At 67.9% G+C, this 20,267-nt stretch carries 18 protein-coding genes; 8 read left to right on the top strand and 10 right to left on the bottom strand.

Going from position 1 to position 20,267, the window contains the following annotated elements; translation table 11 throughout:
• Window positions 1-9: 9 nt before the first annotated feature.
• The 3 genes from P1J78_RS14555 to P1J78_RS14545 all read right to left on the bottom strand — a co-directional run bounded on the left by P1J78_RS14555 (window position 10) and on the right by P1J78_RS14545 (window position 3,422).
• A complete protein-coding gene (locus P1J78_RS14555; RefSeq protein ID WP_275568101.1) occupies window positions 10-132 on the bottom strand; it encodes a dihydroxy-acid dehydratase in 123 nt (40 codons plus the stop codon).
• Window positions 133-142: 10 nt separating this feature from the next.
• Window positions 143-2,218, bottom strand: a complete 2,076-nt coding sequence (locus P1J78_RS14550; protein WP_275568100.1) for a TRAP transporter large permease subunit — start codon at window positions 2,216-2,218, stop codon at window positions 143-145.
• Between the two features lie 172 nt (window positions 2,219-2,390).
• The gene (locus P1J78_RS14545) at window positions 2,391-3,422 is read right to left on the bottom strand and encodes a TRAP transporter substrate-binding protein (RefSeq protein ID WP_275568099.1); all 1,032 of its coding nucleotides are present in this window, start codon (window positions 3,420-3,422) and stop codon (window positions 2,391-2,393) included.
• Between the two features lie 173 nt (window positions 3,423-3,595).
• On the opposite strand from P1J78_RS14545, the gene P1J78_RS14540 reads away from it, so the two are divergent.
• On the top strand, window positions 3,596-4,321 hold the full coding sequence (locus P1J78_RS14540) for a GntR family transcriptional regulator (RefSeq protein WP_275568098.1): 726 nt from the start codon (window positions 3,596-3,598) through the stop codon (window positions 4,319-4,321).
• A gap of 139 nt (window positions 4,322-4,460) precedes the next feature.
• Window positions 4,461-5,159: a CDP-alcohol phosphatidyltransferase family protein gene (locus tag P1J78_RS14535; protein WP_275568097.1), complete on the top strand. Its 699-nt coding sequence runs from the start codon at window positions 4,461-4,463 to the stop codon at window positions 5,157-5,159.
• Between the two features lie 12 nt (window positions 5,160-5,171).
• On the opposite strand, the gene P1J78_RS14530 is transcribed toward P1J78_RS14535, so the two are convergent.
• Window positions 5,172-6,209 carry a LacI family DNA-binding transcriptional regulator gene (locus P1J78_RS14530; protein ID WP_275568096.1) on the bottom strand — a complete coding sequence of 346 codons (1,038 nt, stop codon included), beginning with the start codon at window positions 6,207-6,209 and terminating at the stop codon, window positions 5,172-5,174.
• Between the two features lie 147 nt (window positions 6,210-6,356).
• Between P1J78_RS14530 and P1J78_RS14525 the strand changes: the two genes are divergently transcribed.
• From P1J78_RS14525 to P1J78_RS14505, 5 genes are read left to right on the top strand one after another with little or no spacing between them, the layout of a single operon-like run.
• Window positions 6,357-7,415 (top strand): sugar phosphate isomerase/epimerase family protein, encoded by a 1,059-nt coding sequence (locus P1J78_RS14525; protein WP_275568095.1) that lies wholly within the window; start codon window positions 6,357-6,359, stop codon window positions 7,413-7,415.
• A gap of 1 nt (window position 7,416) precedes the next feature.
• A complete protein-coding gene (locus P1J78_RS14520; protein ID WP_275568094.1) occupies window positions 7,417-8,586 on the top strand; it encodes a Gfo/Idh/MocA family protein in 1,170 nt (389 codons plus the stop codon).
• 15 nt (window positions 8,587-8,601) lie between these two features.
• Complete coding sequence (locus P1J78_RS14515; protein ID WP_275568114.1) at window positions 8,602-10,155, top strand: sugar ABC transporter ATP-binding protein; 1,554 nt, start codon at window positions 8,602-8,604, stop codon at window positions 10,153-10,155.
• Window positions 10,148-11,149, top strand: a complete 1,002-nt coding sequence (locus P1J78_RS14510; protein WP_275568093.1) for an ABC transporter permease — start codon at window positions 10,148-10,150, stop codon at window positions 11,147-11,149. The genes P1J78_RS14515 and P1J78_RS14510 overlap by 8 nt, the downstream gene beginning before the upstream one ends.
• 48 nt (window positions 11,150-11,197) lie before the next feature.
• Entirely contained in the window at window positions 11,198-12,142 is a 945-nt protein-coding gene (locus tag P1J78_RS14505) for an ABC transporter substrate-binding protein (RefSeq protein WP_275568092.1), read from the top strand.
• Window positions 12,143-12,235: 93 nt separating this feature from the next.
• On the opposite strand, the gene gyrB is transcribed toward P1J78_RS14505, so the two are convergent.
• A complete protein-coding gene (gyrB, locus tag P1J78_RS14500; RefSeq protein ID WP_275568091.1) occupies window positions 12,236-14,653 on the bottom strand; it encodes a DNA topoisomerase (ATP-hydrolyzing) subunit B in 2,418 nt (805 codons plus the stop codon).
• Between the two features lie 144 nt (window positions 14,654-14,797).
• Here gyrB and P1J78_RS14495 point away from each other — a divergent pair, with 144 nt between their 5' ends.
• Entirely contained in the window at window positions 14,798-15,118 is a 321-nt protein-coding gene (locus P1J78_RS14495) for a hypothetical protein (RefSeq protein ID WP_275568090.1), read from the top strand.
• On the opposite strand, the gene P1J78_RS14490 is transcribed toward P1J78_RS14495, so the two are convergent.
• The 5 genes from P1J78_RS14490 to dnaA all read right to left on the bottom strand — a co-directional run bounded on the left by P1J78_RS14490 (window position 15,111) and on the right by dnaA (window position 20,039).
• Window positions 15,111-15,731, bottom strand: coding sequence for a LysE family translocator (locus P1J78_RS14490; RefSeq protein WP_275568089.1), 621 nt, complete (start codon window positions 15,729-15,731; stop codon window positions 15,111-15,113). The two genes, P1J78_RS14495 and P1J78_RS14490, sit on opposite strands and share 8 nt — an antisense overlap.
• On the bottom strand, window positions 15,728-16,258 hold the full coding sequence (locus P1J78_RS14485; RefSeq protein WP_275568088.1) for a DUF1697 domain-containing protein: 531 nt from the start codon (window positions 16,256-16,258) through the stop codon (window positions 15,728-15,730). Before P1J78_RS14485 ends, P1J78_RS14490 begins: the two co-directional genes overlap by 4 nt.
• Window positions 16,255-17,358, bottom strand: coding sequence for a DNA replication/repair protein RecF (gene recF / locus P1J78_RS14480; protein WP_275568087.1), 1,104 nt, complete (start codon window positions 17,356-17,358; stop codon window positions 16,255-16,257). Before recF ends, P1J78_RS14485 begins: the two co-directional genes overlap by 4 nt.
• Window positions 17,359-17,419: 61 nt before the next feature.
• Window positions 17,420-18,538, bottom strand: a complete 1,119-nt coding sequence (gene dnaN, locus P1J78_RS14475) for a DNA polymerase III subunit beta (protein WP_275568086.1) — start codon at window positions 18,536-18,538, stop codon at window positions 17,420-17,422.
• Between the two features lie 118 nt (window positions 18,539-18,656).
• Window positions 18,657-20,039: a chromosomal replication initiator protein DnaA gene (gene dnaA, locus P1J78_RS14470; protein ID WP_275568085.1), complete on the bottom strand. Its 1,383-nt coding sequence runs from the start codon at window positions 20,037-20,039 to the stop codon at window positions 18,657-18,659.
• Window positions 20,040-20,267: the final 228 nt, after the last annotated feature.

Below are 20,267 nucleotides of genomic sequence, written 5' to 3'. Positions count from 1 at the left end.
GGCGTGTCCTCAGGAAATCGGCGTGGCGAAGTAGTGCAGGATGAAGATCAGCGCGAGCGCCAGACCCACACCGGCGATCCAGGGCCAGATGCCGTACCCGTCGATGTCTTCGCGGCTGTCTCTTCCGATCATGGGTCTCTCCTCAGTTCAACAGGTCGGGCAGCCACAGGGCGATGGACGGGAACAGCATCACCAGGATGAGCCCGGTCACCTGCAGCGCGATGAAGGGCAGCACGGAGATGAAGATCTCCTGCAGCGTCACGTCCTTGGGCGCCACCGATTTCAGCCAGAAGCAGGCCGGGCCGAAGGGCGGCGACAGGAAGTAGATCTGGATGTTCATCACGAACAGGATGCCGAACCAGATTTTCGCCTGACTTTCGGTGAGTCCCAGCTCGGGTGCAAGGGTCATCACCACCGGCGCGAAGACCGGCACGGTGATGAACACGATGGCGATCCATTCCATGAAGGTGCCCAGGACCATCAGGATCAGCATCATCACCAGGATCGTGCCGAGCGCCGACAGCCCCATGTCGAGGAACAGCGAGCGCATGAAGTCGCCGCCGCCGACGAGGTTGAAGATGCCGACGAAGCTGACGGCGCCCAGGACCAGCCAGATGATCGTGCCGACGGTCGCCATCGAGCCCATCATCGCGGCGCTGACGACGCTCCACTTGAACTGGTTGCGCACCGCGGCGACGAAGAGCGAGCCGATGCAGCCCACCGCCGCGGCCTCGGTCACCGAAGCGATGCCGCCGTAGATCGACCCCATCACGCAGGCGATCAGGATGATGCAGAGGATGACGGCGGTGACCCGGTCCTTCGACAGCTTCTGGTCCTCGCCGGTGCGCTCGGCCACCTCGGCGGCGGTCGGCGCCAGCGACGGGTTCAGGTTGCAGCGGATCAGCACGTAGCTGGCATAGAACACGGCCAGCATGATGCCCGGCGTCGCGCCGGCCATGAACAGGTCGCCGATGCCCACCTCGGCCGACAGGCCGTAGACGATCATGATGATCGACGGCGGGATCAGCGTGGCCAGCGCGCCGGCGGCGCAGATCAGGCCGATGGTCAGTTTCCGGTCGTAGCCCAGGCGGAACATCTGCGGCAGCGCGACGAGGCCCAGCATCACGATCTCGCCGCCCATCACGCCGGACATGGCGGCGAGGATCACGGCGACCACGGTGGTCTGCACCGCGACGCCGCCGCGCAGGTTGCCGGCGAAGATCGACATCGCGTCGAACAGATCCTCGGCAATGCCGGCGCGTTCCAGGATCGAGGCCATGAGAACGAAGAACGGCACGGCGACGAGGGTATAGTGCTCCAGCAGCCCCGCGGCGTTCGAGGACACCAGGAACAGCCCGCGCGGGCCGAAGAACGAGATCGCCATGATGACCGAGACGAACAGCGTCACGATGCCCAGCGGCATGCCGGTCATCATCAGCGCGATCAGCAGGAGCACCATGATGATCGAGACGGTGCCCAGGTCCATCTCGCGCATCTGCAGCGCGCCGGAGGGGTCGAGCGCGTCGCCGATCTGGGAGATGAAGCCGGAGAACGTCTCGGCCAGGCCGAAGCCGAGATATTCGGCCAGGAACCCCGAGACGAAATAGACGATGAAATAGGCCCCCAGCACCTTAACCGCCAGCCGCAACGCGGGCGACGCGAAGTGGCGGTGCAGGTTCACCATCAGCTGGGTGAGATACAGGAAGGCGCCCGCCACCATCAGCGATTTCAGCATCATCGGCAGCGGCGAGTTGAAGGCGGAGCCCGATTTCTCCAGCCGCTCGACACTGACATAGGCGCGGATCGAGGCGTCGGCCAGCAGCATGTAGAGCGCGAAGACGCCCACCACCATGCCGAACAGGTCGAGCCACCAGCGCTGCTTGTCGCTGGCCATGACATGGAACACGGTGATGCCGATATGGCGGTTCTTCATCGTGATGAAGCCGGCGGAGAGCATCCAGGCGGCGGCGCAGAGCATCATCACCGTCTCGAACGCCCAGTGGGTCGGCGCGTTCATCAGATAGCGCGAGAAGACCTCGTAGAGCGTGGCCAGCGCGGCCACCATGTAGAAGCACGATATGCCGATGCCGATGAGGTGGCTGAGGTGATCGACCGGCGTATAGGCCGACCTTGCCACGCTGTCCTGGTCGTGGATCGGGTCGTCCCCGGACACTTCCAGCGGTGCGTCCTGCAGGCGGTCTTCGTACTCGCGGCTCATGGCTGGCCCTCTTCCCGGTGCGGCATGCACGGCTGTGCGCGGCCGCGTCAACTGTGTGTGCTGTCAGCTATCCTGCCGGCCGGCTGCCGGGGCGGAGTTTGGTCTGCCGGCCTTCCGGGGGCCGGTCGGGACGCCGCGCCCGGGGCGTGCCGGGCGCGGCGAAGCGGGGGCCTTACAGCAGGCCCGCCTCTTTCATGAAGGCGATATGCGCGTCATACACGTCCTGCGCCAGCTCGGATTGCGCGGCGAAGTCGTTCCAGGCTTCCTGGGCGATCTCGCGCAGCTTGTCGCGCTCTTCCTGCGGCCAGTCGATGATGGTCAGCTCGCCCTCGGCCTTGTCGCGGGCCACCAGCTGGCGGTCGAGCCGGTCGAAGTACTGGCGCAGGCCGTTATAGGCGGCCAGGTACCACACTTCGAGCGCCACCTGCTCCTGCTCGCTCAGCTCGTTCCAGACCTGCTCGGACACGGTGAACTGCAGGATCGGGGTGGAGTGGATGCCCGGGAAGATCGGGTACTGGGCGATGTCGTGCATGCCGTTGGCGTCGTTGTTGGCGTAGGCCGAGTTGTCGGCCGCGTCGATCACGCCCTTCTCCAGCGCGCCGTAGGTTTCCGAGCCGGCCATCGACACCGGCGCGGCGCCGGCGCGGCGGAACACGTCGGCGGCCAGGCCCTCGGGCGAGCGGATCTTCAGCCCTTCCAGATCCTCGACGCCGCGCACCGGCACGGTGGACACGAAGGCTTCGCGGGCATAGGCGCCGCAGCCGACGACGTGGACGCCCTCGAAATGCGCGTCATAGAGCTTCTGCAGCATTTCCTTGCCGCCGCCCTGGGCGCAGAACGCCTGGATCTGGTCGGCGCTGTCGTAGCCCGCGATCAGGTCGCCCATCAGCGCGAAGGCCGGGTCGACGCCGGAGAAGTAGTTGATCGAGGTGAGGTCGCCGTCGAGGATGCCGACGCTGATCGCCTCGGGCGTCTCGCGGCGCGGAACCACCGCGTTCACCGGCAGAAGCTCGACGGTCAGCGAGCCGCCGGTCATCGCTTCCAGTTTCGGCACCCATTCCTCGTTGAGATAAGCCAGCGAGGCGTGGCTGGCATTCGACGAGGTCTGGATCTTCAGCGTGCGATCTGCGGCATCCGCCGACAGAGTCCCGATTCCAAGCGCGGCGAAGGTTGCGAGCGCCGTGCCCAAGCCTTTGACTTTCATGGATTTCCTCCCTTTGAAATCACTGTCCCCAGCGGCGGGCACCATGTCCGCCGCCGATAACGCCATGCTAATATATTAGTGACCTAGTTGAATCAACCGCCAAGCGATCCTACAGTTTTTCCGGTGTCTGCCACTCGGGCCGGCGCCATGGGGACGACGGCACGGGACCGGACATGAACCTGTCGACGGAGAACAAATTGCGGGGCGGAGTCGCCAGCCGGGTGGATAGCGGAGGAACCGCGGCCGACCGCGTCTACGAGGATCTGCGCACCCGCATCCTGGAATTCGACCTGCCGCCCGATGCGACCCTGTCGCGCAACGATCTGGCCAAGGCCTACGGCGTCAGCCAGACCCCGGTGCGCGAGGCGCTGCAGCGGCTGGAGGAGGACGGGCTGATCCGGATCTATCCGCAGTCGAAGACGGTCGTCGCGCGGATCGACGAGGACCAGCTGAAGGAGACGCATTTCCTGCGGGTCGCGATCGAGACCGAGGTTGTGCGCAGGGTGGCGCTGGCCGGCGACGCGGCCGTGGTCAAGCGGGCGCGAAGCTATGTCCGCATGCAGGAGGCGCTGATGGACGACCCGTCGCAGATGGCGCTGTTCTACGAGCTGGACCGGGGGTTCCACGCGACGCTGTTCGAGGCGGTGGGGATGATACCGCTTTACCGCATGCTGGCGCGGCGGCTGGGGCACCTGGCCCGGTGCCAGCGGCTGGAGCTTCCGCGCTCCGGCAAGCTGTCGGAGATCGTGCACGGCCACATGGCCGTGGTCGAGGGGCTGGCCTCGGGCGATCCGGAGCTGGCGGCGGCGGCGATGCGGGGCCATATCGGCGCGACGATCCGGCGGGTGACATTGCTGCGCGAGGAATTTCCGGACTATTTCGAGGGCGCCGCAGCCTAGCGCGCGGCGCGCTCTAACGTGTTGATTTCGCGTGTCCGGGGCGCGCGGGGACCGGGCCGCGCTTTTGTGCGACACGCTCTGGCGCCCGGGCCTCCGTGTGCTAAGACCCCCGCGACGGACGGAGCCCGGGGGCGCAGGATTGGCGGAACGGCATCACCCGACACTGGCGGAGATCGCGGACGACCTGCGCGGCGGGCGGCTGCGGCAGGAATTGCGCGGCTCCTGGGCCATCGCGGTGCTGTACCGGGCGCCGAGCCTGCCGCTGGTCTGGCTCTGCGCGCGGGCGGGTCTCGCGCCGATGGCGGTGACGCTGCTCGGCATGGCGCTGGCGCTGGCGCTTCCGGCGCTGGCCTGGGCGCTGCCGCTGCCGGCGGCGCCATGGGTCGTGGCGCTGGGCGGGGCGCTGTTCCAGGTGCTGGACTGCGTCGACGGTACGCTGGCGCGGGTGACGGGGCGGAGCTCGACCCGCGGCGCCGACATGGATTTCTTCGTGGACATGCTGCAATGGGTGACGCTGTACCTCGCGATCGGCCTGCTGGCCGACCGGGTGCTGGGCGGCGGCTGGGGCTGGACCGCGCTGGCCGGCGGCGCCGCGAGCGGGCGGCTGCTGGCGCGGATGGTCCGCGACCGGGTGGAGCAGCGAATGCCGGCGCCGGCCGCGCCGCCGGCCCCGCTCGCGCCGGGCGACTGGCCGGTGGTCATCGTCGCCGGCGTGTCGGGGCTGCTGCCGTTCCTGGCGCTGACGGGCAGCTGGCTGGGCGTGTCGGTCGCGGCGCTGGGGGTCTATGCTCTGCTGGATATCGTCGATGCGCTGCGGCCGGTGATGCGGGGGGCGTAACGGCCGGCCAAACTAGACCGACACGCGCCGCGTGCTGTCGCGGACGACCAGGCGCACGGGCAGCGTCTCGGACGTCGTCTCGGGGTCGGGCCGCTCCATCCGCCTTGCCTCCATGCGCCGCAGGAGCATGCGGGCCGCGGTGCGCCCGATCTCGACGCGGGGCTGGTGGATCGTGGTCAGCGGCGGCACGAAATGCGCGGCGAACTCGATGTCGTCGAAGCCGACGACCGACACGTCGCGCGGCACGGAGTAGCCGGCGCGATGCAGCGCCGCGATGAAGCCGCAGGCCATCTGGTCGCTGGCGCAGAAGAGGGCCGTCGGCCGGTGCCGGAGCGCCATCCACCGTTCCGCCGCGGCGGCGCCGGAGCGCAGCGAGAAATCGCCGTCGATGAACCAGTCGTCGCGAAGGTCGAGCCCGGCCTCTGCCAGGCACTGTTCCGCGCCGGCGCGTCGCGTCGCGGTCAGCACGTTGCCGGGCGGTCCGGCCAGGTGGCCGATGTCGCGGTGGCCCAGATCGACTAGGTGCCGGACGGCGAGCCTGGCCGCGGCGACATTGTCGATGGTGACCGCCGGCCGCACCAGATCCTCGACCCATTCGCAGGCGAAGACCAGCGGCGCGCGTGTGCGCGGGTCGCCGCGGTCCAGCAAGAGATCGGCCGACAGCATGCCGTCGAGCACGATCAGCCCGTCTGCCCGGTGGTTGCCCAGATAGTCCAGGATCTGCCGTTCGTCGTTCACGCCGGGCGCCGTGTCGGCGATCAGGACGTTCAAGTCGGCCTCGGCCATGACCTCGGCGATGCCGGCGAGGATCAGCGAGAAGAAGGCGTTGCCCAGGTTCGGGACCAGGACCACGACACCGCCGGTCTCGCGCCGGCGCAGGTTGCGGGCGGCGACGTTGACCGTATAGCCGGTCTGCTCGATGGCGTCGAAGACGGCGCGCCGGGTCGTTTCCGTGACCACGCCGGGATTGGACAGCGCGCGGCTGACCGTGGCCGTCGAAACGCCGGCCGCATCCGCCACGTCGCGGATGCTGGGGACGCCCTTGGTCATCGCGTCTTCCCTTTCCGTCCGGCCCGGCCGCCGCGCCGGTGCCATCATCTGGCGCACAAGTCCTGTTGTAAACGATTACAGAATCAGATATCACGCAATGTAAACGTTTACAATGCCGCCCGAAGAGGCGGCGGGGGAGGAGAGACAATGAAGACGCTGCAAGGCCCGGCGCTGTTTCTTGCGCAATTCGCGGGCGACGAGTCCCCGTTCAATTCCTGGGACGCCATCACGCAATGGGCCGCGGACTGCGGCTATCGCGGCGTCCAGGTGCCCAGCTGGGACGCGCGGCTCTTCGATCTCGACAAGGCGGCGGCGTCGAAGGACTACTGCGACGAGTTCAAGGGCGTCGCGGCCGAGCGCGGCATCGCCGTCACCGAGCTCTCCGCGCATCTGCAGGGCCAGCTCGTCGCGGTGCATCCCGCCTATGACGCGGCGTTCGACGGGTTTGCCGACCCCTCGGTCCACAACGACCCCAAGGCGCGGCAGGAATGGGCCGTCGATCAGGTGATGAAGACGCTGACGGCGTCGAAGAACATGGGCCTGACGGCCATCGCCGCCTTCTCCGGCGCGCTGGCCTGGCCCTTCGTCTATCCCTGGCCGCAACGGCCCGCCGGGCTGGTGGAGACGGCGTTCGACGAGCTCGCCGCGCGCTGGCGGCCGATCCTCGACCATGCCGAGGACTGCGGCGTCGACATCTGCTACGAGATCCATCCCGGCGAGGATCTGCACGACGGCGTCACCTACGAGATGTTCCTGGAGCGCACCGGCAATCACGACCGGGCGATGATGCTCTACGACCCCAGCCACTACGTGCTGCAGTGCCTGGATTATCTCGACAATCTCGACATCTATGCCGACCGGATCGGGATGTTCCACGTCAAGGATGCCGAGTTCAATCCGACCGGCCGGCAGGGCGTCTATGGCGGTTACCAGAGCTGGGTGAACCGCGCCGGGCGGTTCCGGTCGCTGGGCGACGGGCAGGTGGATTTCGGCGCGGTGTTCTCGAAGCTCGCCGCGATGGATTTCGACGGCTGGGCCGTCGTGGAATGGGAATGCGCGCTGAAGCATCCCGAGGACGGGGCGCGCGAGGGGGCCGCCTTCGTGCGCGACCACATCATCCGGGTGACCGAGCGGGCGTTCGACGATTTCGCCGGCGCGGGCACGGACGAGGCCGCGAACCGCCGGATGCTGGGACTGGAGCGCTGAGATGACCGGACAGGATACAACGACCCGCCCCGCGCCGATCCGCCTGGGCATGGTGGGCGGCGGCAAGGACGCCTTCATCGGCGCCGTTCACCGGATCGCGTCGCGCATCGACGGCGAGTTCCGGCTGGTGGCCGGCGCGCTGTCCTCCACGCCCGAGCGGGCGCGCGAATCGGGCGCCGCGCTGGGCCTGGCGCCGGATCGGACCTATGACGACTTCAAGGCCATGGCGATCCGCGAGAACCGGATCAAGGACGGGATCGAGGCGGTCGCCATCGTCACGCCGAACCACATGCACTACCCGGCGGCGCGCGAATTCCTGAAGCGCGGCATCCACGTGATCTGCGACAAGCCGATGACCGCGTCGCTGCCGGATGCGCGGCGGCTGGCGAAGCTGGCGGCGGAGTCCGGCGCGTTGTTCGTGCTGACGCACAACTACACGGGCTATCCGATGATCCGGCAGGCCCGCGAGATGGTCGCCTCCGGGATACTGGGCAATATCCGCGTGGTGCAGGCGGAATACCCGCAGGACTGGCTGACCGAGGCCGAGGAGAGCCAGGACAACAAGCAGGCCGCCTGGCGCACCGATCCTGCGCGGTCGGGCGCCGGCGGCTGCATCGGCGATATCGGCACGCATGCCTTCAACCTTCTGAGCTTCGTCACCGGGCTGGAGGTCGAGACGCTGTCGGCCGAGCTGACGGCCTTCGTGCCCGGGCGCCCGCTGGACGACAATGCGCAGGTGATGCTGCGCTTTGCCGGGGGCGCGCGGGGCATGCTGTGGTCGTCGCAGGTCGCGCCGGGCAACGAGAACGCTCTGCGCCTGCGGGTCTACGGCGACAAGGGCGGGCTCGAATGGATGCAGGAGGATCCGAACGTGCTGTGGTTCACGCCCTTCGGCGAGCCGACGCGGCGGATCACCCGCAACGGGGCGGGCGCGGGCGAGGTCGCCGCGCGGGTGAGCCGCGTGCCGCCGGGCCATCCAGAGGGCTATCTGGAAGGCTTCGCCAATATCTACACCGAGGCCGCCCGCGCGATCCGCGCGCATCAGGCGGGCCGGCCGGTTCCGCCGGAGGTCGTGTTCCCCACCGCCGCGGACGGGCTTCTGGGCGTGCAGTTCGTCGATGCCTGCGTGCGGTCATCGCAACGTAACGCGGCCTGGGTCCGGCTGGCGTGAGGCGGGGGCATGGAGATGTCCGCAGCCTTGGCTGAAGACCGGCGGACCGATGCGGCGCCGGGCGAGGCGACGCCGGTGCTGGCGCTGGAGAACGTGTCGCGCGCCTTCGGGCCGGTTCAGGTGCTGTTCGACCTGGATTTCGACCTGCGGGCCGGCGAGGTTCACGCGCTGATCGGCGAGAACGGCGCCGGCAAGTCGACCACGATGAAGATCCTCGCAGGCTATCTGGCGGCGAGCGAGGGGCGCATCCTGCTCGACGGCCGGCCGGTTACCTTCGCGTCGGGCGAGGCGGCGGAAGACAGCGGCGTGGTGATGATCCATCAGGAGTTCAACCTCGCCCCGCAGCTAACGGTCGAGCAGAACATATTTCTGGGCCGCGAGCTGAAGCGCGGCTGGCGGCTGGACCACAAGAGGATGCGGGCGACGACGCTGGAGCTTCTGGCGGCGCTGGAGACGCATATCGACCCGCGCGCCACCGTGGCCGACATCTCGGTGCCCGAGAAGCAGATGGTGGAGATCGCCAAGGCGCTGTCGCGCGACGCGCGGGTGCTGATCATGGACGAGCCGACGGCCTCGCTGACCAGCCGCGAGGCGGAGATCCTGTTCCGCCAGGTCGAGCGTCTGCGCGCCAAGGGCACGGCGATCCTGTTCACCTCGCACAAGCTCGACGAGGTAAAGCGCATCGCCGACCAGGTCACTGTGCTGCGCGACGGCAAGCGCGTGCTGACGGCGCCGGCGGAGGAGCTGACCGAGAACGCCATGGCCGAGGCGATGGTGGGGCGCGAACTGTCCGATCTGTTTCCGCCGAAGACGCCGGCCGATGACGGCGACACGGTGCTGCGCGTGTCCGACCTGACGGTGGGCGACGATGTGCGGGGCGTCAGCTTCGATTTGCGCCGCGGCGAGATCCTGGGCTTTGCGGGTCTGGTCGGCTCCGGCCGGACCGAGGTGATGGAGGGGCTGATCGGCGCCCGGCAGGCCAGCGGCCGGATCGAGGTGAACGGCGCCCCGGTACAGATCCGCTCGGTCGAGGACGCCCGGGCCGCCGGCATCGCCTATCTGACGGAGGACCGGAAGGAACGCGGGCTGCTGCTGAACCAGTCGATGCGGCAGAACCTGACGCTGCTGGCGCTTCCGAAATTCACGAACGTGCTGATCGACGGGCGCGCGGAAGAGGCGGCGCTGGACCGGTCCATCGAGGAATTCGACATCCGCGCGCCCACGCGCAACATGCTGGTCGGCAACCTGTCGGGCGGCAACCAGCAGAAGCTGCTGCTGGCGAAGATCATGCTGGCCGATCCGCAGATCGTGATCATCGACGAGCCGACGCGCGGCATCGACATCGGCACCAAGCAGCAGATCTACCACTTCATCCACCGCCTCGCCGATGCCGGCAAGAGCGTGATCGTGATCTCGTCGGAGATGACCGAGGTGATCGGCATCGCCGACCGCGTGGTGGTGATGCGGCAGGGCCGGGTGGCGGGTGAGCTGTCCGGCGCCGACGTCAACGAGGACAAGATCGTCCGCCTCGCCATGGGGCTGGACCGAGGGGACAGGGACAATGGCTAACGTCACCGCAAACACGGCCAGGCGGGGCGGCCTTCGCGTCGATATCCGGGTGCTGGGGCCCATCGTGGCGCTGATCGCACTGGTGATCGTCGGCGCGCTGATGAACGCGAACTTCCTCAGCTACGGCAACGTCACCAACGTGCTGGCGCGCTCGGCCTTCATCGGCATCATCGCGGTGGGCATGACCTTCGTCATCACCGCGGGCGGGCTGGACCTGTCGGTGGGCTCGATGGCGGCCTTCATCGCCGGGGTGATGATCCTGGTGATGAACGCGCTGATCCCGACTTTCGGGATCAGCTGGGCCGTCATCCTGCTGGGCATGGCGACCTCGCTGATCGTCGGCATGGCGGCGGGGCTGTTCAACGGCCTGCTGATCACCAAGGCGCGGATCGAGGCGTTCATCGTGACGCTGGGCTCGATGGGCATCTTCCGCTCGCTCGTCACCTGGCTCGCCGACGGCGGGACCATCTCGCTCGACTTCGAGATGCGCGAGCTGTACCGGCCGGTCTATTACGACGGCATCCTCGGCGTCGCCTGGCCGATCATCGTCTTCGCCGTCGTCGCGATCCTGGGCGAGATCGCCATGCGTCACACGTCCTTCGGCCGCCATTGCGCCGCCATCGGCTCGAACGAGCAGGTGGCGCGGTTCTCGGCGGTGCATGTGGACCGGGTCCGGGCCGCCACCTATGTCCTGCTGGGCATCCTGGTGGGGCTGGCCACGATCATGTACGTGCCGCGGCTGGGCTCGGCGTCGTCGTCGACCGGGGTGCTGTGGGAGCTGGAGGCGATCGCCGCGGTGATCATCGGCGGCACGGTGCTGAAGGGCGGCTTCGGCCGGGTCTGGGGCACCGTCGTCGGCGTCCTGATCCTCAGCCTGATCGGCAACATCCTGAACCTTACCGACCTGGTCAGCCCGTATCTCAACGGTGCGATCCAGGGCGTCATCATCATCCTGGCCGTTGTCCTGCAACGCCAGAAGAAAGCGGATCGCTAGAGGTCCGGGAGCGCCCGGAGACGGGCAAGCAAAAGGGAGAGAAGACCAATGCAATTCAGACATTTCATCGGCGCGACGGCGGTGGCGCTGGCCCTGCCGGTCGCGGCGGCGGCGCAGACCGTCATCGGCGTGTCGATTCCGGCGGCGACCCACGGCTGGGCCGGCGGCATGAACTTCCACACCCGCGAGGCGATCGAGCGGCTGGAGGCCACCTATTCCGACCTCGACTTCGTGCTGGCCACGGCGAGCGATCCGGGCAAGCAGGTCAACGACATCGAGGACATGGTCGCCACGCGCAACATCGACGCGCTGGTCGTCCTGCCCTTCGAGTCCGAGCCGCTGACCGGCCCGGTCAAGCGCGTCAAGGAATCCGGCGCCTGGGTCACGGTGATCGACCGCGGCCTGTCCGAGGACGGAATCGAGGACCTCTACGTCGCCGGCGACAACCCCGGCTTCGGCCGCGTCGCGGGCGAGTATTTCGTCGAGCAGATGCCCGACGGCGGCAACATCGTCGTCCTGCGCGGCATCCCGACCACCATCGACAACGAGCGGGTGGAGGCGTTCCAGGCGGCCATCGAGGGTTCGGGCATCGAGATTCTCGACATGGAGCACGGCAACTGGAACCGCGACGACGCCTTTACCGTGATGCAGGACTTCCTGTCGAAGTATCCCGATATCGACGCGGTCTGGGCCTCTGACGACGACATGGCGGTGGGCGTTCTGGCGGCCATCGACCAGGCCGACCGCAGCGACGAGATGTGGGTGCTGGGCGGCGCCGGCATGAAGGAGATGATCAAGCGGCTGGTCGACGGCGACACCGACATGGTGCCGGCCAACGTGACCTATCCGCCGTCGATGGCGGCGACCGCGATCGAGCTGACGGCGCTGAACTACGTCTCGAACGCGCCGGTTTCGGGCGATTTCATCATCGGCTCGGTCCTGATCACGCCGGAGAATGCCGAGAAGTACTACTATCCGGACAGCCCGTTCTGATCCGGCGCATCTCGTGAAAACGAACGGCCCGGCGGCGATGCCGACCGGGCCGGTCTTTGCGGGCCTGACGGGCTTCGGCGTCGCCGAATGCTGTCAGAAGTCCAGGTTCGCCACGCTCAGCGCGTTCTTCTGGATGAACTCGCGCCGGGGTTCGACCACGTCGCCCATCAGCTTGGTGAACAGGTCGTCGGCGTCGGCCACGTCCTCCACCTTGACCTGCAGAAGCGTCCGCGCCTCGGGGTCCAGCGTGGTTTCCCAGAGCTGGTCGGGGTTCATCTCGCCCAGGCCCTTGTAGCGCTGCAGCGTCAGGCCGCGCTCGCCCTCTTCCAGCATCGCGTCCAGCAGGTCGGTGGGGCCGTAGATGCGCTGGCTCCGGGCACCGCGGACCAGGTCGGAGGGGTGGGTGTAGACGTTGCGCGTCTCGCCCGAGACCTCGGACAGCCGCCGCGCCTCGCCGGAGCGCAGAACGGCGCCGTCGAGGGTTCGGATCTCCTCGACCCCGCGCAGCACGCGGGACAGGCGGATGCCGTGATCCTGGGTGATCCGGCCCTGCCAGCCGCGCTCGTATTCCTCGGCCACGAGGTCCAGCCGGCGGGCCACGTCGTCGGAGACGGTCTGCAAGTCGGCATCGGCGCGGCCCGGGTCGAAGGCGCCGGCGATGGCCGCCTGTTCCAGGATGTTGCGCGGGTAATGGGTGGGGAAGGCATCGAGCACGCGCTTGAACTGGCGCGCCGCCTCGACCACGCGATGCAGGTCGTTGCCGGCGATCTCCTCGCCGGTGTTCAGGCGCAGCACGGCGCCTTCGAGTCCCTGGTTGATCAGGTAGTTCTCCAGCGAGGGGACGTCCTTGAGATACACCTCGGACTTGCCGCGGCTGACCTTGTAGAGCGGCGGCTGCGCGATATAGAGATAGCCGCCCTCGATCAGCTCGGGCATCTGCCGGAAGAAGAAGGTCAAGAGAAGCGTGCGGATATGCGCGCCGTCGACATCGGCGTCGGTCATGATGATGACCTTGTGATAGCGCAGCTTCTCGATGTCGAACTCGTCGCGGCCGATGCCGGTGCCCAGCGCCATGACGAGGTTGCCGATCTCCTGGCTGGACAGCATCCGGTCGAAGCGCGCGCGCTCCACGTTCAGGATCTTGCCGCGCAGGGGCAGGATCGCCTGGGTGCGCCGGTCGCGGCCGGTCTGGGCCGAGCCGCCGGCCGAGTCGCCCTCGACCAGGAACAGCTCGCGCTTGTGCGGATCCTTTTCGGAGCATTCCTTGAGCTTGCCGGCGAGGAAGGAGACGTCGTGCGTCGTCTTCTTCCGCGTCATCTCGCGCGCCTTGCGGGCGGCCTCGCGGGCCTGCGCCGCCTCGACGATCTTGGTGACGATCATCCGGGCCGGTTGCGGGTTCTCCTCGAACCACTCGGCCAGCTTTTCGTTCATCAGGCTTTCGACGGCCGGGCGCACCTCGGACGAGACCAGCTTGTCCTTGGTCTGCGAGCTGAACTTGGGGTCGGGAACCTTCACGGACAGCACACAGGTCAACCCCTCGCGCGCGTCGTCGCCGGACAGCGTGACCTTCTCCTTCTTGGCGATGCCGGAGGAGCCGGCGTAGAGGTTGATCGTCCGGGTCAGCGCGCCGCGGAAGCCGGCCAGATGGGTGCCGCCGTCGCGCTGCGGGATGTTGTTGGTAAACGGCAGCACCATTTCGTTGTAGCTGTCGTTCCACCACATCGCGACTTCGACGGTGATCCCCTCGCGCTCGCCGGTGACGAAGATCGGCTCGTCGATCAGCGGCTGCTTGTGCCGGTCGAGGTAGCGGACGAATTCCTTGACCCCGCCCTCGTAATGCAGGTCCGTCTCCAGCGGCTCGGCCGGGCGTTCGTCGCGCAGGACGATGCGGACGCCGGAGTTCAGGAAGGCCAGTTCGCGCAGCCGGCTTTCCAGTGTCTTGAAGCTGTAATCGAGGTTCGAGAACGTGTCGGTCGAGGCGAGGAACCGCACCCGCGTGCCCTGCTGACCGTCGGCGTCGCCGACGACTTCGAGGTGCTTCACCGTCTCGCCGGTCTCGAACCGGGCCGAATGCTCCTTGCCGTTGCGCCAGATGGTCAGCTCCAGCCAGTCGGACAGGGCGTTGACCACCGAGACGCCGACCCCGTGCAGGCCGCCCGACACCTTGTAGGAGTTCTGGTCGAATTTCCCGCCGGCATGCAGCTGGGTCATGATGACCTCGGCCGCCGAGACGCCTTCCTCCTGGTGGATGTCCACCGGAATGCCGCGGCCGTTGTCGCTGACCGAGACGGAGTTGTCGGCATGCAGCGTCACCGTCACGCGGTCGGCATGGCCGGCGAGCGCCTCGTCGATGCCGTTATCGACGACCTCGTAGACCATGTGGTGCAGGCCCGAGCCGTCGTCGGTGTCGCCGATATACATGCCGGGCCGCTTGCGGACGGCTTCCAAGCCCTTGAGAACTTTGATTGATTCGGCGCCGTAATCGTCCGGCTGCCGGGCTGCTTCGGCCATGCGCTCGTCCCTTGGTATTTTGCCGGTTTTATACGCGGTTATGGGGGGATTGTCACGTGTATGACACTATATTTGGTGTCTTTCCGGCAGAGCGCAAGGACGTGCTAGGATCGTTTCGAGCGAAGAGGGAGGGTTGCTGCCGTGATGATCGAGATCGTGACCTTCGACCTGCGTCCCGGAACGACGCGGGAGGAGGTTCTGGCGGGGGCGCACAAGGTGGCCGACAAGTGGCGCGCGGTGCCGGAACTGGTGCGCAAGAGCTTCTTTCACGACCCCGAGCGCGGCGTGGCGGGAGCCGTCTACCAATGGGCCGACCCGGCGGCCGCCGACCGTTGGCACGACGCGGCCTGGCGGGCGTCCATCGTCGAGACCTACGGCAGCGAACCGCGGGTGGAGCGCTACGAGATGACGCTGATCGCCGACAACGAGCTGGGCAAGACCGAGGAATACCCGGCGATCAGGTGAACGGGATCACGCAGCCCACCCCGAGCAGCAGGCAGCCGGCGGCGATGTTCGTCCGGCGCAGCGCCGTGGGCGAGGTCATGAGCCTTCGGACCCTGTCCAGCGACAGGGCGAGGATCAGGTTGCCGATCAGCGGGACCGCTGCCGACAGCGCGCAGATCGCGGCGATGTCGGGCAGGGTCAGGGCACCCAGATCGAAGAAGCCGGGCAGCATCCCCATGTAGAACAGGATCGCCTTGGGGTTGCCGAGGATCACCGCCAGCCCGGCCATGAACCCCGCCCACATGCCGGGCCGTGTCAGCCGGCTGTCGGACGAGATCGTCTTGTCGGCGTTCTTCAGGATCATGACGCCCATGCCGATGAAGAAGGCCGTGGCGACCCATTTCAGGACCAGCAGGAAGCCGGAGAAGACCGAGACCAGCCAGGTGACGCCGAGGATCGCCAGGAACGGCCAGATCACGTCGCCCACCACCACGCCCAGCGCCAGCGGCCAGGCGGCGTGGAACCCGCCCGACAGCGCGCGGGCGATCATCGCCAGCCAGACGGGCCCGGGCGTCAGGAACAGCGCCAGCAGGCCGCCAGCATAAAGCGCCAATTCGAGCGGTGAAACGGTCATCGCAGCCCGCGCGCCATGTCGGCGATCTTCCGTGCCGAGGTCCAGTTCCGCGCCGTCGCCGGGACGCCGAGGGCGCGTTCCAGCCGCGCGGCCAGCTTCGACCGGCCGATGCCCTCGGGCGCCAGCAGGTAGGCCGCGCGGTCCGCGACCGCCACCGCCTCCGACGGCGTCGCCAGCGCCAGCACCTCTTCGGACAGCGCCTGCGGCGGGCCGTCGAGGAAGACGACATGCACCGCCTTGCCGTCCGCCGCCGCAGCGTCGCGGTAGGGGTTGGCGGCGAGAATCGCTTCGTAGTCGTCCAGCGAGAGGCACAGGACATGCGGGCGAAACCCCTTCTCCGCCTCGATCGCGTCGGAGATGGCATCGGCGGGGATCGCCCCGCGGAACGCGACGTTGCCGCTCTGGATATAGGTCGCAACCGGGCCGGCGCCGAGCCGGCCGAGCATCGTCCGCAGCTCGCCCATCGGCAGGCTGCTGCGGCCGCCCACATTGATCCCGCGCAGCAGCGCGACGGTGATTTCGCTCATGGCCCGATCTCCGAGATGCCGTCCGACTCGCTGACCGCCAGATACTGCGCACGTTCACCAAGTTCCGCAAACAGCTCGGGGCCGGTGCCCGTCATCCACGCCTGGGCCCCCAGCGCGCAGATCTCGTCGTAGAGCGCGGCGCGGCGGGCGGCGTCGAGATGGGCCGAGACCTCGTCCAGCAGCACCACGGGCGGGGCGCCGAAATCCTGCGCCAGCGCGCGGGCATTGGCGAGGATCAGCGAGATCAGCAGCGCCTTCTGTTCGCCGGTGGAGCATTGCTTCGCGGGCACGCCCTTGGCGGCATAGACGGCGTCGAGATCGGCGCGATGCGGGCCGATCAGGGTGCGGCCCGCGTAAAGGTCGCGCTGGCGGTTGGCGGCGAGGGTTTCGGCAAAGCCGCGCGCGTCGTCGGGCGGCGCGCTGTCCTCCGCCGCGCCCAGGGTCAGCTCGGCCGCGGGAAAGGCCGTCTCCGCCCCGTCCTGCGCCGCCGCGATCCGCTCCAGCGCCGCACGGCGGTTCGTCTGAATCGCGGTGCCGGCTTCGGCCATCTGCCGCTCCAGCGCGGCATACCAATGCGCGTCGCGCACCTGGTCCTTCAGCAGGCGGTTGCGCTCGCGCATCGCCTTCTCGTAGGCCAGCGACACGTCGGCATGGCCCGGCTCGAAACTCATGGTGATCCGGTCCAGGAACCGCCGCCGGCCGTCGGCGCCCTCGATCCAGAGCCGGTCCATCGACGGGATCAGCCAGACCATCCGCGCGATGCGGCCCAGCGCGACCTGCGCCGCCGACTTGCCGTCGACGGTTACCTGGCGCGCGCCGCCCGGCTCCCACCATGTGGCGACCTCGTGGATCTGGTGCAGGCTCTGCAGCACGCCCGTCACCTTCCAGCCCAGCGCCTCCGGCTGCCGCGCCATCTCGTCGGCCGCCGCGCGCCTAAGGCCCCGACCGGGCGAGAACAGCGAGACGGCCTCCAGGATGTTGGTCTTGCCCGCCCCGTTCGGCCCGTGAATCGCGACCGGCCGCGCATCCAGTGCCAGATGCGCCCGCCGGTGCGACCGGAAATGCGACAGGGTCAGCTCGATGAACGAAAGCCCGGGCATGTCCCCGTCTTCATCTTGGCAAAAATACTCTGGCCGAAGGCAGGCTCCGCAGGAGCCTTCGTCATACGCGCATCGGCATCACGACATAGACCGCCGACTGGTCCGTGCCCTCGCGCATCAGCGTCGGGTCGCCGGCCGAGTTGAACAGGAAGACGGCGTTCTCGCGATCCACCTGGGACGCGATTTCCAGCAGGTACTTGGCGTTGAACCCGATCTCCAGCTTCTCGTCGCCATAGGCCACGGCCAGCTCCTCTTCGGCGGCGCCGGAATCCGGCGCGTTCACCGACAGCACCAGCCGGTCCTCGTCGAGCTGCAGCTTGACCGCGCGCGATCGTTCCGACGACACCGTGGCGACGCGGTCGACGGCCTTGGCGAATTCCTGGGCGTCGACCTCCATCTGGCGGGTGTTGCCTATGGGGATCACGCGGGAATAGTCGGGGAAGGTGCCGTCGATGACCTTGGAGGTCAGGGTGATCTCGGGCGTGGCAAAGCGGATCTTGGTCTCGGACACCGACACCGCGATCTGCATGTCGTCGTCGTCCAGCAGCTTGCGCAGCTCGCCCACGGTCTTGCGCGGCACGATCACGCCCGGCATGTCCTCGGCGCCGTCGGGCAGGTCGGCGTCGATCCGGGCCAGCCGGTGGCCGTCGGTGGCGACGCAGCGCAGCACCCGGCCCTCCTCGGCCTCGGCCACGTGCATGTAGACGCCGTTGAGGTAGTACCGCGTCTCCTCGGTCGAGATCGCGAATTTCGACTTGTCGAACAGCCGCCGCAGCACCGGCGCCGGGGCGGAGAAGTTCGACTGGTACTCCGACGAGGCCATCACCGGGAAGTCCTCTTTCGGCAGGGTCGCGAGGGTGAAATGCGACCGGCCCGCCGTGACCTCCAGCTTGCCGCTGGCGCCGTCGTCGACCAGCTGCACCAGCGCGCCGTCGGGCAGCTTGCGGACGATCTCGTGCAGGGTCACGGCGCTGACGGTGGTGGCGCCGGCGCGTTCCACCTGGGCGGGGGCCTTGTCGACCACCTCGATGTCCAGATCGGTGGCGCGGAAGGACACGCTGTCGCCCTCGGCCTCCATCAGCACGTTGGCGAGGATCGGGATCGTGTTGCGGCGCTCCACGACCGACTGCGCCTGGCCGACCGCCTTCAGAAGCGTGCCGCGTTCGATACTGATCTTCATCCCTCGACCCTCATGCCTGCCGGGGCGAGAACCCTACATGGGTTCCGCCCCGGCTCAAGTGCTTTTTCGGACAGTGAGTCGCTTTCAAACCAGCGTCAAGGCCCCGTTCCGCCGCGATTCAGGCCTCCAGCGAGCGGCGCAGCAGCTCGATGTCGTCGGCCAGCTGGCTGTCCTGCGCCATCAGCTCCTCGATCTTCTTCACGCCGTGCAGGATCGTGGTGTGGTCGCGGTTGCCGAAGCGGCGCCCGATCTCGGGCAGCGAGCGCGAGGTCAGCTGTTTCGACAGGTACATCGCCACCTGACGCGGCCGGGCCAGGGCGCGCAGGCGGCGCGGGCCGATCATGTCGCTGAGGCGGATGTTGTAATGCTCGGACACGCGGCGCTGGATTTCCTCGATCGAGATCTTCCGGTCCGAGGCGCGCAGGATGTCCGACAGGCATTCCTGGGTCAGCTCCAGGTTGATCTCGCGCCCGACCAGCGTGGCGAAGGCGAACAGCCGCATCAGCGCCCCCTCCAGCACGCGGACGTTGTTCGAGATGCGATGCGCGAGAAACTCCAGCACGCCGTCGGCGATCACCAGGTCGGGATATTGCTGTCGCTGGTTCTCGACCTTCTGCTGCAGGATGCCGAGCCGCAGCTCGTAATCGGTGGGGTGGAGGTCCACCACCAGGCCGCATTGCAGCCGGCTGGAGATGCGCGTCTCCATCTGCTTGATCTCGTTCGGGGCGCGGTCTGCCGAGATGACGATCTGCTTGTTCTGGTCCACGAGCGCGTTGAACGTGTGGAAGAACTCCTCTTGCGTGCTGTCCTTGCCGGCGATGAACTGCACGTCGTCCACCATCAGCACGTCGACCGAGCGGAACAGCTGTTTGAAGTCCATCATCTGCTTGTCGCGCAGCGCCTGGACGAAACGGTACATGAACTGCTCCGCCGAGAGATAGACGACGCGCAGCCCGTCGCGGCGGTTGGTCAGCTCGTGCGCGATGGCGTGCATCAGGTGGGTCTTGCCCAGGCCGACGCCGCCATACAGGAACAGCGGGTTGAAGGTGACCTCGGCGCCCTCGGCCACGCGCTTGGCGGCGGCATGGGCCAGCTCGTTCGGCTTGCCGACGACGAACCGGTCGAAGGTGAAGCGCGGGTCGAGCGGTGCGCCGGGCAGCCCGTCGTCGCCGCCGCCGCCGGCGGCCTGGGCCTGGCGCGGCGCGGGGCGCGGTGCGGCGGCCATGGGCTGCGCCGCGGACGGGCGCGGCTGGGTGCGGTGCTGCGGCAGCGTGAAGTTCAGCCGCGTGACCGGCACGCCCGCCGCCTTCAGCCGTCCCAGGATCAGGTCGGAATAGTTCCGCGACACCCAGTCGCCGATGAAATTGGTCGGAACGTGAAAGGTGGCCGTGCCCTCGTTCAGCCCGGCGAACCGCAGCGGTTCGATCCAGTTCCGGTAGTGATCACTGCCCACGACATCTGCAAGTTCATTCTTGATCTTCCCCCAAAGCTCTTCGTTCATCTTCTTGTTGACCCGCACCTCTGACACTTTGAAACCCGGGATTGCTTCCCCGGGCCCGGCACGTCCCGGCGGAGACGCCCGTTCGATCTTGCAAGTCATGCCGCACCGGGCCGGCGTCTGACGGCCGCGTACGGCCATGGCCGCGCGCACCGCGCCGGAATTCCCCGTCCGCTGGCGCATGGGAAAAAGATCCGAATCGACAGGATGGCAGCATCCCGTCGAGTCGGC

This window comes from Psychromarinibacter sediminicola (assembly GCF_029168335.1).
Classification (GTDB): domain Bacteria; phylum Pseudomonadota; class Alphaproteobacteria; order Rhodobacterales; family Rhodobacteraceae; genus Psychromarinibacter; species Psychromarinibacter sediminicola.
Note: the sequence above shows the minus strand (reverse complement) of the source record. Positions and strands in the feature narration are given on the sequence as shown.

Excerpts from the sequence above, each read along its gene's own strand:
- P1J78_RS14505 (WP_275568092.1), top strand. The coding sequence starts at position 11,198 with ATGCAATTCAGACATTTCATCGGCGCGACGGCGGTGGCGCTGGCCCTG.
- P1J78_RS14555 (WP_275568101.1), bottom strand. The coding sequence starts at position 132 with ATGATCGGAAGAGACAGCCGCGAAGACATCGACGGGTACGGCATCTGG.
- P1J78_RS14520 (WP_275568094.1), top strand. The coding sequence starts at position 7,417 with ATGACCGGACAGGATACAACGACCCGCCCCGCGCCGATCCGCCTGGGC.
- P1J78_RS14485 (WP_275568088.1), bottom strand. The coding sequence starts at position 16,258 with ATGAGCGAAATCACCGTCGCGCTGCTGCGCGGGATCAATGTGGGCGGC.
- P1J78_RS14530 (WP_275568096.1), bottom strand. The coding sequence starts at position 6,209 with ATGACCAAGGGCGTCCCCAGCATCCGCGACGTGGCGGATGCGGCCGGC.
- P1J78_RS14495 (WP_275568090.1), top strand. The coding sequence starts at position 14,798 with ATGATCGAGATCGTGACCTTCGACCTGCGTCCCGGAACGACGCGGGAG.
- recF (WP_275568087.1), bottom strand. The coding sequence starts at position 17,358 with ATGCCCGGGCTTTCGTTCATCGAGCTGACCCTGTCGCATTTCCGGTCG.
- P1J78_RS14545 (WP_275568099.1), bottom strand. The coding sequence starts at position 3,422 with ATGAAAGTCAAAGGCTTGGGCACGGCGCTCGCAACCTTCGCCGCGCTT.
- P1J78_RS14490 (WP_275568089.1), bottom strand. The coding sequence starts at position 15,731 with ATGACCGTTTCACCGCTCGAATTGGCGCTTTATGCTGGCGGCCTGCTG.
- P1J78_RS14550 (WP_275568100.1), bottom strand. The coding sequence starts at position 2,218 with ATGAGCCGCGAGTACGAAGACCGCCTGCAGGACGCACCGCTGGAAGTG.
- P1J78_RS14540 (WP_275568098.1), top strand. The coding sequence starts at position 3,596 with ATGAACCTGTCGACGGAGAACAAATTGCGGGGCGGAGTCGCCAGCCGG.
- dnaA (WP_275568085.1), bottom strand. The coding sequence starts at position 20,039 with ATGAACGAAGAGCTTTGGGGGAAGATCAAGAATGAACTTGCAGATGTC.
- P1J78_RS14525 (WP_275568095.1), top strand. The coding sequence starts at position 6,357 with ATGAAGACGCTGCAAGGCCCGGCGCTGTTTCTTGCGCAATTCGCGGGC.
- P1J78_RS14510 (WP_275568093.1), top strand. The coding sequence starts at position 10,148 with ATGGCTAACGTCACCGCAAACACGGCCAGGCGGGGCGGCCTTCGCGTC.
- P1J78_RS14515 (WP_275568114.1), top strand. The coding sequence starts at position 8,602 with ATGTCCGCAGCCTTGGCTGAAGACCGGCGGACCGATGCGGCGCCGGGC.
- gyrB (WP_275568091.1), bottom strand. The coding sequence starts at position 14,653 with ATGGCCGAAGCAGCCCGGCAGCCGGACGATTACGGCGCCGAATCAATC.
- dnaN (WP_275568086.1), bottom strand. The coding sequence starts at position 18,538 with ATGAAGATCAGTATCGAACGCGGCACGCTTCTGAAGGCGGTCGGCCAG.